At 65.7% G+C, this 8,395-nt stretch carries 8 protein-coding genes; 3 read left to right on the top strand and 5 right to left on the bottom strand.

Annotation, left to right across the window (positions count from 1 at the left end; genetic code table 11):
• The first annotated feature begins 149 nt into the window (after positions 1-149).
• From AC1DQR_RS14100 to AC1DQR_RS14090, 3 genes are all read left to right on the top strand, one after another.
• A complete protein-coding gene (locus AC1DQR_RS14100) occupies positions 150-395 on the top strand; it encodes a hypothetical protein (protein ID WP_416051227.1) in 246 nt (81 codons plus the stop codon).
• Positions 396-1,196: 801 nt separating this feature from the next.
• Entirely contained in the window at positions 1,197-2,147 is a 951-nt protein-coding gene (locus tag AC1DQR_RS14095) for a LysR family transcriptional regulator (RefSeq protein ID WP_416051228.1), read from the top strand.
• Positions 2,148-2,249: 102 nt separating this feature from the next.
• Positions 2,250-2,723, top strand: coding sequence for an aminoacyl-tRNA deacylase (locus AC1DQR_RS14090; RefSeq protein ID WP_253928497.1), 474 nt, complete (start codon positions 2,250-2,252; stop codon positions 2,721-2,723).
• Between the two features lie 133 nt (positions 2,724-2,856).
• Here the strand turns inward: AC1DQR_RS14090 and AC1DQR_RS14085 are convergent, their stop codons facing one another.
• The 5 genes from AC1DQR_RS14085 to AC1DQR_RS14065 form a co-directional block, all read right to left on the bottom strand.
• On the bottom strand, positions 2,857-3,858 hold the full coding sequence (locus AC1DQR_RS14085; RefSeq protein ID WP_416051229.1) for a Bug family tripartite tricarboxylate transporter substrate binding protein: 1,002 nt from the start codon (positions 3,856-3,858) through the stop codon (positions 2,857-2,859).
• Between the two features lie 265 nt (positions 3,859-4,123).
• Positions 4,124-5,377: a Zn-dependent hydrolase gene (locus tag AC1DQR_RS14080; protein ID WP_477133168.1), complete on the bottom strand. Its 1,254-nt coding sequence runs from the start codon at positions 5,375-5,377 to the stop codon at positions 4,124-4,126.
• A 55-nt stretch (positions 5,378-5,432) separates the two neighbouring features.
• Positions 5,433-6,506: a histone deacetylase family protein gene (locus AC1DQR_RS14075; RefSeq protein WP_416051231.1), complete on the bottom strand. Its 1,074-nt coding sequence runs from the start codon at positions 6,504-6,506 to the stop codon at positions 5,433-5,435.
• 18 nt (positions 6,507-6,524) lie between these two features.
• Entirely contained in the window at positions 6,525-6,842 is a 318-nt protein-coding gene (locus AC1DQR_RS14070) for a cupin domain-containing protein (RefSeq protein ID WP_253928501.1), read from the bottom strand.
• Between the two features lie 39 nt (positions 6,843-6,881).
• Entirely contained in the window at positions 6,882-8,348 is a 1,467-nt protein-coding gene (locus AC1DQR_RS14065; RefSeq protein WP_477133167.1) for an NAD-dependent succinate-semialdehyde dehydrogenase, read from the bottom strand.
• Positions 8,349-8,395 lie beyond the last annotated feature (47 nt).

Here is an 8,395-nt window from a genome sequence, read left to right as displayed (position 1 = left end):
TCGGCTCGCTTCGCTCGTGTTCGTCCTTGCGCATCTTCTCGGGAAAAAGTCGAGAATCTACGCAAGTCCCCGGAAAGTTAACAGACGTGCCACCCTGGCTGTTGCGCGTAAACGTCAGCTAGCACAGCCGGATTTATGCAACAACGCCCATGGAAGCCGCAATTCCCGTTCTGCCACGAAAAATGTACAGACAATGTGATAGAAAAGCCTGTCGGAGCACGCCCGGCTTTGCCGTAATTGCCCCCGAAGCGGATAAACGCATGGGCCTGAAGCTAAGCAATATCCACTTTTTAGCGCAGGCTCGCGTGCATCCACGCCTGGACTCGATCCTGACTTGGATGCCTGGCATTCAAGCCCCATGCATCATTCAAAAACAGGAAATGGCAATCCGCTAGCGCGATGCAAGCCCCGGCGGACTGGCTCTCGCACCGCGTTTGATACGCGGCATTCGCGCTTGCGGAATCCCGTGTTCACTGTCATTCCAATAGACGCCGCACCGCATTGCACGGAAAAGTCCGCGCGGATTTCTCCTTTCCTTACCGGCCGGGCCGGTGATACCGTGCAAAGCGCGCCATTCCAAAGAGAGCCGGCGACGCCAAGATTGGGGGAAACGCCATGTCGCATAGCCCGGAGCCAATCCCTGAGACGCCGATAGCACCGCGCGAGTTCCGCCGCTGCGGTGCGCTGGCGCCGGACCAGGCGCAACACCCCGGCGAATCCGTGTTCTACCCGCTCCTATCCTGCCTGGACGCTTTCGTGGCGCGCCTGGCGCTGGCTGGAATTCGCCACCGATTTCCGGCGCCTGGACCGGCGCATGCACAATCAATCGATGACCGCCGATCACCAGCGCACGGTGGTGATCGAATGCAATATCGGCAACGGATATTTCTCTGCTGCAGTGGCAATCCGCGCCCCCCGCACTGGAAGAAACCGCTGCTTGCGAAGATCATCGCTTCGACATCAGAGGACATCAGGGGGCATCGGGAAACATAAAGGGAATGCCCCAGCGCTATCCTTTGCGCATCGGCCTTTGACGCAATTGCGTTGTCTTGGCTTGCCCGTCTTTAGATGGCGTGCAGCCATCAGGAGCGGCGAGCATGGCCGGCTCACGCATTGGACGCGCGGCGACTTGATAAACTGTTCGCCATGCCCGTCAACGCCAGCACGCTTTCACCCGAACAAGAGCAATCCACCAAATGGACCTGAACGCCTTACGCCTTTTCGTGGACATCGTCGATGCCGGCAACCTCTCGGCTGCCGCGCGCAAGCTCAAGATGACCCGCGCCAACGTGAGCTACCACCTCAAGGCGCTGGAAGAAGCGCTGGGCGTGCAGCTGCTGCGCCGGACCACCCGGCACGTCGAGCCCACGCCCGTGGGCGCCGGCCTGTACGAGCACGGGCGCAACATCCTCGGTGAAGTGGCGGCGGCCAACGCGCTGATCAACAGCATGGGCAAGAGCCTGCATGGCCATGTGCGCTTGTCGGTGCCTACCGGGCTGGGGCACGCGATGCTCTCGCCGCTGCTGGTGAAGTTCAAGCACCGTTACCCCGACATCACCCTCGATGTGGTGTTCGACAACCGCATCCACAACCTGGTGTCCGAAGACGTGGAGGTGGCACTGCGCATCATCTCCACGCCGCCGGACTCGGTGGTGGCGACCGAGATCGGCGTGGTCGAGTGGGTGGTATGCGGGTCTCCCGGCTACCTGGCCACGCAGCCGCCCCTGCGCGACCTGGCCGATCTCAAGGACCACGCCATCGTCTGCGCCTCGCCGATCGGCCAGAAGCTCAAGGCCTTCGGCACGCGCGGCACCGGCAGCGACGCAGTGCGCGAGCAAGTGGCGCTGGAACCCACGCTGAGCTCGGAGAATTTCGCCTTCCTGAAGGACGGCGTGCTGGGCGACCTGGGCCTGGGCATCTTCCCGCTCTATGCCATCGGCGCGGAACTCGACGCGGGCACCCTGCTGCCCGTGCTGGCGGATTACCACATCAGCGTGTTCGGCAGCCGCCTCTATATGCTGACCATGCCCAACCGCTACCAGACCATGGCCACGCGCTACCTGCTGAACTTCCTCAAGACCGAACTGCAGGCCCTGTGGCCACAACCGCGCCGCTTGCCGCCCATGGATGCGCACGACGAGGCATGACGCGCTGCGCGTGGCACCCCGGCGCCAAAGGCACCGTCTATAGTAGGAAGCGCTAGGGTCCGTCGCGGCCCTGAGCGCAACGTACAGCGAAGGAGACGCATCATGGCCTTGGCTACCACCCTGGCAAATTGCCTCAACAGCAGGAACAGCCGTTTCGACACCATCCGCCATCCCTACACCCTCAGCAGCATGGCCACTGCGGAGGCAGCGCACGTTCCCGGAGATCGCCTGGCCAAGACCCTGTTGCTGGAGGATGACATCGGCTACGTAGCCGCGGTGATCCCGTCCAGCCATCACCTGAACCTGGCAGCCATCTGCGCGCAATCCGGGCGCACGCTGGTACTGGCCCACGAAGAGGAGATCCGCGAAGTCTTCAAGGATTGCGACCTGGGCGCCATCCCGCCGGTAGCCATGGCCTACGGCATGCATACCTACCTCGACGACGCCCTGCTGGCCCAGCCCGAAGTGTTCTTCGAAGCCGGCGATCACCAGCAACTCGTGCACATGAGCAGCGACCAGTTCGCCGACCTGATGGTCGGTGCCGAGCACGGGCGCTTCTCACGCCACATGATGTAGCGGGCCGAAGCCGCCGAACGGGCCAAGGCCGCGCGCCATGACGACGTCTCTCCCTCTCCCCGCAGGGGAGAGGGGTGGCTTAGCCAGGAGCCACGTGAAGCGAAGCCCGTGTTTTTACCTCGCGCCAGAAACCCTACTGCAGGCTGATCCCCGACTGCTTGACCAGCTTCTCCGTGCGCGGGATTTCCGCGCCTACCATGGCGTTGAAGTCGGCCACCGAACCGCCGCGCGGCTCCGCGCCGGTAGCGGCGAGCCTCTCGCGAAAACCTTGGTCCTTGAGCACCTTGTTGATCGAGACATTCAACTTGGCAACCACCTCGGCTGGCGTGCCTTTCGGCGCGACAATCCCGTACCAGGGCGCGATATCGAAGCCTGGATAGCCCTGCTCGGCAATGGTGGGAATATCCGGCGCCATCGGCGAGCGCCTGGCATTGGAAACACCCAGCGCGCGCAGCTTGCCCGCCTTCACATATGGCAACCCCGTCATGATGGTGTCAAAGTACATCGACACCTGTCCGGAAAGCAAGGCGGGAATCGCCTCGCCCGCGCCTTTGTACGGCACATGGACGATATCGATGCCGGCCAGCGCCTTGAGCATCTCGCCTGCCATATGCGACGTGGTGCCCGCGCCAAACGACGCATAGGTCAGCTTGCCCGGATTGGCCTTGGCGTAAGCGATCATTTCCGGCAGCGTCTTGAAGGGCAGGCCAGGGCTGGCCAGCAGGATGTTCGGCGTGATGGCCACCACCGCGACCTTCTCGAAGGCGTCTGGATCGTAGCTGAGCTTCTTGTAGAGGAAGCGGTTGGTCACCATGGAAGCAGGCCCCGACATCAGCAAGGTGTAGCCATCTCCAGGCGCGCGCGCGGCTGCTTCGCTGCCGATCATGGCCGCGGCGCCTGGCCGGTTTTCGACGACGAAGGTCTGGCCGTACTCGCGGCCCAGGCCGATGCCGAGCTGGCGCGTGATGAGATCGGTAGCGGAGCCTGCCTGGAACGGCACGACGATGCGCACGGGTTGGGTGGGCCAGTCGTGCGTGGCTTGCGCCGATGCAGGGGAAGTGGCAACCAGGCCGGTGGCCAGCATGGCCGCCAGCGCGATGGCGCCGGTGCGGTGTTGGAGCAAACGGAAGGACATGGGATTCCTTGCTTTCTGGAAGTGAAGACGTGAACCGTCGTGGTGGCAGCGACGGGCGATGCGCTTGAATTGCAAGTGCTGTGCCATCCGGCCCGGGCCGGAAAGCTGGTCCGCGCGGACGCGGCGGGGCCGCCCCCGCCGTTACCGTGGTGTTGGGTTGGCTAGCGCACCGCGATGGTCAGCGGGGCGTCGCGCCGCGGTGCATCCGGCTTGTGCGGCGCACTGGTTTGGACCGATCCGTGACGGCTCAGGGATGCGTCGCGGATCAGGCGCTCACGCCACCAGCCTGTGCCACCATCGCGCCCAGCAGCACATTGGCGCCGGCTTCCAGGTGCTCGGGCTTGGCGTCTTCCACTTCGTTGTGGCTGATGCCGTCCTTGCAAGGGACAAAGATCATGGCGGTGGGGGCCACCGTGGCGATGTACACCGCGTCATGTCCGGCGCCGGTGACGATGTCCTGGTGCGTGTAGCCCAGCGCCGCCGCCTGCTGGCGCACGTGGCCCACCAGTTCCGGCGCGAACGGCGTGGGCGGGAAATACTGCACGTCATCGATCCGCACGCCGAGCGGGTTGCCGGTGGTCTTGCCTTGCGCGAGCGCGTCGCAGGCCGCGCGCAGGCGGGCGTCCATCTCGGCCAGCTTGCCGGCGTCCTGGTGGCGCAGGTCCACCGTGAACTTCACCGTGCCGGGAATCACATTGCGCGAGGCCGGATGGACATCGAGCACGCCCACCGTGCCGCGCCCGTGCGGCGCGAAATCGTGCGCGATGCGCACCACCTCCTGCAGGATGAATGACGCGCCATACAGCGCATCCCGGCGCAGCGGCATCGGCGTGGGGCCGGCATGGGCTTCCATGCCGGTCACGGTCACGTCGTACCAGCGCAGGCCTAGCGAGCCGGTCACCACGCCGATCACGTTATCGGCGTCTTCCAGCACCGGGCCCTGCTCGATATGCGCCTCGAAATACGCGCCGATCTCGCGGCCGCCCACTTCGGCGCTGCCGGCGTAGCCGATGGCACGCAGTTCATCGTCCACGCGCTTGCCGTCGTTATCTGTCGCATCCAGCGCGGTCTGCAGCGGGAAGATGCCGGCGAACACGCCCGAGCCCATCATCACCGGCACGAAGCGCGTGCCTTCCTCGTTGGTCCAGATTGCCAGCTCCAGCGGCGCCTCGGTCTGTACGCCCTGGTCATTCAGGGTACGCATGACTTCCAGCCCGGCCAGCACGCCAAAGCAGCCGTCGAACTTGCCGCCCGTGGGCTGCGTATCGATATGGCTGCCGGTCATCACGGGCGGCAGGCTGTCGTTGCGCCCGGCACGGCGGCCGAAGATATTGCCGACCTTGTCAACCGTGACGGCAAGGCCGGCATCGCGCATCCAGCCCGTGACCAGGTCGCGCCCCTGGCCGTCGAGCGCGGTGAGCGCCAGGCGCGCATTGCCGCCGCGCGGCGTGGCACCGATGCGCGCCAATACCATCAAGGACTGCCAGAGGCGGTCGCCATCGATCTTCAGTGTCGTCATGTCGGCTCTCTTTGTTCAAGCGGAATCGGGTAGCGCAAGGGTTGCGGCACGTGGCTCAGGCCGTGGCAGGCACGAGGCCCGACAAGAAGGAATCGAGCGCCGGACCGATGGCCTCGACCTCGTAGCCGCCTTCCTGCACCACCACCGTGGGCACGCCCAGCGCATTGATGCGCTCGCCGATGCCGCGATAGGCATCCAGCCCCACGCGCAGCACGCTGATGGGATCGTGGATGTAGGTGTCGAAGCCCAGTGCCAGCACCAGTGCCTGCGGACGGTAGTCGCGCAGGGCATCGAGCGCGTTGTCGAGCGCGCCGAGAAAGCCGGCGTCCTCGGTGCCGTGCGGCAGCGGGAAGTTCAGGTTGTAGCCATAGCCCGCGCCGTAGCCGCGCTCGTTAGCGTAGCCGGTATAGAAGGGGTAGTACGCGCTCGGATCGGCGTGCAGGGAGATCGTCATCACGTCGGAGCGCTGGTAGAAGATCTGCTGCGTGCCATCGCCGTGGTGCGCGTCCACGTCGAGCACCGCCACCTTGTTGAAGCGCTTGAGCAAGGTCTCGGCGGCGATGGCTGAGTTGTTGACGTAGCAAAAGCCCACCGCGCGGTCGCTGTGCGCATGGTGGCCGGACGGGCGCGACAGCGAGTAGGCGATGCCTTGCCGGTCCTGCTGCTCGCACACGTACTCGGCGGCAGCCACGGCGCTGTGCGCGGAGCGCAGGATGGAGCGCCAGCTCTGCGGCCCGAGCGGCGCGCTCAGGTCGCCGAGGTAATAGCCGGCCTGGGCAATGATGGAATCCGTCGGGCACGGCACGCGGCGCGGCTGGTCCACACGGCCGTTGTAGTAGGGCGAAAGATTGGGCAGCACTTCGATGCCCGGCTCGAACCCGGGCCGCGCCAGCGCCATCCAGCGCTCGTACGCATAACCTAGAAAATCCAGATACGCCGGACTGTGCACGGCCTCCAGCGGCGCGCGGCCAAAGTCGGCTGGCTCAGCCAGCGTGATGCCGCGCCCGGCCAGCGCGCGTTGCAGCGCGTGGGCCCGGGCGGGCACGTCGGTGGGTTCGCACAGGCGGCCCGCACGCATGAACTGGCGGGGCTGGTGCAGCAGTTGGTCATCCGAGAAGAAGGCGCGCATGATTTTTTTAGGTGAGACTCACGGTTTCCCGGCTGCGGGAGGCGGCGCAACTGGCTTGATCTCGATTTCCACGAACACGCATTCGCCTTCGTGCGCGTTGATCACGTTGTGCTCGACGCCCGCGCCACGGTAGTAGGCGTGGCCCGCCACGAGCTGGCTGACGACTTCGCCGGCCGGCGTCTCCAGCCGCAGCGCGCCGGTGGTCATCGGCACCACCACGTAGTCGTAGCCGTGGCGGTGATGCCCGGTCTGCGCGCCCGGCGCAAAGCGCCACTCGGTAACGACCACGCGATCATTGTCCACCTGCACGGTGGGTACGGCCTGGGGTCTGCTCATGGTGGTTTCTCCTGAAAACGCGTTGCGTTGTGCCGGGGCTTAGCGGTCCACGCCGCCCATGCAGAGGTACTTGACCTCCAGGTATTCCTCGATGCCGTACGAGGAGCCTTCGCGGCCCAGGCCGGATTGCTTGACGCCACCGAAAGGCGCCACCTCGTTGGAAATCAGGCCGGTGTTGATGCCCACCATGCCGTACTCCAGCGCCTCGGCCACGCGCCAGATGCGCCCGATGTCCCGGCTGAAGAAGTAGGAGGCCAGGCCGAACTCGGTATCGTTAGCCATATTGACCACTTCCTCGTCGCTGGTGAAGCGGAACAGCGGCGCGAGCGGGCCGAAGGTTTCCTGCTTCGCCACCACCATGTCCGGCGTGACGCCGGCCAGCACGGTGGGCTCGAAGAAGGTGCCGCCCAGGCTGTGGCGCTTGCCGCCCGTGAGCACGCGCGCGCCTTTGCCCAGGGCATCGGCAATGTGCTGCTCCACCTTGGCGACCGCGTCTTCATTGATCAGCGGGCCTTGCTGCACGCCGGGCTCCAGGCCGTGGCCAACCTTGAGCTTGTTCACCGCAGCGACCAGCTTCTCGGCGAAGGCGTCGTACACCTTGTCATGCACGTAGAGGCGGTTGGCGCAGACGCAGGTCTGGCCGGCGTTGCGGTACTTGGACGCCATGGCGCCTTCCACGGCGGCGTCCAGGTCCGCGTCGTCGAACACGATGAAGGGCGCGTTGCCGCCGAGTTCCAGCGACAGCTTCTTGATGGTGGGCGCCGACTGGCGCATCAGGATGCGGCCAACTTCCGTGGAGCCGGTAAAGCTGAGCTTGCGCACCACCGGGCTGCCGGTCAGCTCGCCACCGATCTCGATCGAGCTGGCGGCGTCGCCCGTCACCACGCTCAGCAGGCCGGCGGGCAGGCCAGCGCGTTCTGCCAGCAGCGCCAGCGCGAGCGCCGACAGCGGTGTGTCTTCCGCCGGCTTGAGCACCATGGCGCAACCCGCCGCCAGCGCCGGGCCGGCCTTGCGGGTGATCATGGCCAACGGGAAATTCCACGGCGTGATGGCCGCGCACACGCCAACCGGTTCCTTGACCACCAGCAGGCGCTTGTCGGACGCGGGCGTGGCCAGCACGTCGCCGTGGACGCGCTTGGCTTGCTCGGCGAACCATTCCAGGAAAGAGGCGGCGTAGACGGCTTCCCCGCGCGCCTCGGCCAGCGGCTTGCCTTGCTCAGTGGTCATCAGCACGGCCAGGTCGTCGGCATTGGCCAGCATCAGGTCGTACCAGGCACGCAGCACCTGGGCACGCTCGCGGGCCGTCTTGCGGCGCCATGCGGCCTGCGCCACGCGGGCCGCCTCGATGGCGCGGGTGGTTTCCGCCGCGCCCATCAGCGGGACGGTGCCGATCAGCGAACCGTCGGCGGGGTTGGTCACGGGGAAGGTGGCGCCGCTGTCGGCGTTCTGCCATTGGCCGCCGATAAAGGCTTGCGAGCGCAGCAGGGTGGGGTCTTTGAGTTGCATGATCGTTCTGACTCTCTTTGTCTGTTCGTGGATGGCTTCGTGGATGG

The organism is Cupriavidus sp. 05L411 (genome assembly GCF_056398045.1).
The sequence above is the reverse complement of the archived record's forward strand: the minus strand, read 5'-3'. Positions and strand labels throughout refer to the sequence as shown.